Annotated in this window: 1 protein-coding gene; it reads left to right on the top strand. The window is 36.1% G+C overall.

Features of this window, described 5'->3' with window-relative positions; all coding sequences use genetic code 11:
- Positions 1 to 248: 248 nt before the first annotated feature.
- Positions 249 to 1,484 carry an IS110 family RNA-guided transposase gene (locus M9R32_RS15955; RefSeq protein ID WP_269927723.1) on the top strand — a complete coding sequence of 412 codons (1,236 nt, stop codon included), beginning with the start codon at positions 249 to 251 and terminating at the stop codon, positions 1,482 to 1,484.
- Positions 1,485 to 1,620 lie beyond the last annotated feature (136 nt).

The raw sequence follows: 1,620 nt of genomic DNA, 5'->3' as shown, positions 1-1,620 counted from the left end.
CGTTCGTATTATAAGGTCAGCCAGATATTTCTGGTTGACCATTTTTTATATAGTTTTATTATATCAGTAGCCAGGGTAGAACGTATCTGCCCGTGGGGCTAGACCCCGTCAACTAAACCGTTCGCCCCCTACTTGTAGAAACATGATTAGGCTGGTTGGGACTTAGATCTCGTATAACAAGCGAAGCTGTGACACTACATGGAGGATTAGGGGTTACTGGCAAACTAATAAATTAGGAGGAGATTTAAATGAATCCAGTCGTTGGTCTGGATATTTCAAAAGGAGAAAGTCAGGTTCAAGCATTTATAGATAAAGGCAAACCATATCGTAAGAGTTTTAAAGTAAATCATACTGTCGAAGGGCTTAGCTGTCTTGTAAAGTTTCTGGAGGATATAAAAAAAGAGGTTGGTAAAAAGCCTTCAATAGTTTTAGAAGCAACAGGGCATTATCAAGCTCCGGTTGTACATTACTTAGAAGAAAGAGGATATTTATTAATTATCATCAATCCATTGATTTCTCACAAGGCAAGAGGAACAAGTTTAAGAAAAGTAAAAACAGATGCAATTGATGCCTATCTTCTCTGTGAGTTGTTTTATAAGGAGGAATTAGAGCCATATAAGAAGCGTGGTGTTCAGTTATTAAATCTTCGAAATCTTACTAGGCAACATGAAAGTATAACTGGAGTAATGATTCAAACAAAGCTTCAATTTCAGGCGGTACTTGAACAAGTTTTTCCTGAATACAATGGAGTTTTTGGGGATTTATATTCTGTAGTATCACTCTTAACTCTTTCAGAGTTCCCTTCTTCAGAAGATATTATAAATGCAAGTGAAGAAACAATTACGAACAAGATATTTGAGTATTGTAAGAGTAGATCAATCAAATGGGCAAATGAAAAAGCAATTCAGCTTAAAGCGGCGGCAGCCCGTAACCCTTTTGAAAAGGCAGTTTATCAGAGTCATATTTTAAGTCTTGATATATATATAAATATTCTTCTTCAATACAAAGAGCATCTATCAAAGTTACAGTCAGAGATAGACGCCCTAGCTAAGGAAATTGAAGAATATAATATCATCAAATCTATCCCAGGTATCGGAGAAAAGATTGCGGCAACAATCATTTCCGAAATTGGAGAGATAGAACGATTTAATAGTCCTAAAAAATTGGTAGCTTTCGCTGGAGTTGATCCCAGTGTATTCGAATCAGGTAGGTTTACAGCCACTAAGAATCGAATCACAAAGAGAGGATCTGGTAGGCTTCGTCATGTCCTATATATGGCCGTGCGTTGTGCCATTCGAGATTGTCGTAAAAAGAAAACAACCGATGAAATCATGCCTCGCAACAAAAAAATGCGCGAGTTTTACGACAAGAAGCGTGAAGAAGGAAAACCATTTAAAGTAGCTATGATAGCTTGTGTAAATAAGCTCTTACATTGGATTTTCGCCTTACTAAAAAACAATACCACTTTCCAAGATATAGCTTAAAGTTTATAGCTTAGAAAATAGCTCAAAACCTTCCAATTAGGATACTGGGAGGTTATTTGGCATACGCATTTTTTAATATACCACGTATAGATTTATTCTATCAAAAAATATTGACAAACTATTAGCTGGTTTAGTT

This window comes from Paenisporosarcina quisquiliarum, from assembly GCF_027563315.1.
Classification (GTDB): domain Bacteria; phylum Bacillota; class Bacilli; order Bacillales_A; family Planococcaceae; genus Paenisporosarcina; species Paenisporosarcina quisquiliarum.
The sequence above is the reverse complement of the archived record's forward strand: the minus strand, read 5'-3'. Positions and strand labels throughout refer to the sequence as shown.